Here is a 362-nt window from a genome sequence, read left to right on the forward strand (position 1 = left end):
CTGCCCTGCAATTGCTTTTTTGCTATAATACAGGTGAGTGGCATTTGCGAATTCTCCCTAAACATCTCCCTGGCAAAAGAATTAGTAGAGTTGATGGCATTAACTTTGATAAGGTGCATACGAGAAGAGTAAGATAATGCTGGCGTTAAATGTTATAAAAACGAAGGTTTTAAAACCTTAAAAAGTAATAACTTTGCGCAAAGAAAATAAATTTAATGACAAAAAAAGAAGCGAACAACGATATACTTATTGCACATATAATCAAGGGAATCGAGGAAGTGAAAGGAAATGACATCCAACTTCTTGACCTGAGGGAAATTGAAAATACAGTTTGTGATTATTTTGTTATCTGCAACGGAACT

At 34.5% G+C, this 362-nt stretch carries 1 protein-coding gene; it reads left to right on the forward strand.

Annotated elements, in window-relative coordinates; genetic code table 11:
• Positions 1-215 precede the first annotated feature (215 nt).
• On the forward strand, positions 216-362 hold a 147-nt coding region (locus HC175_RS20870), incomplete at its 3' end, for an RsfS/YbeB/iojap family protein (protein ID WP_209310161.1).

The sequence above is a fragment of the Salinimicrobium oceani genome (assembly GCF_012037645.1).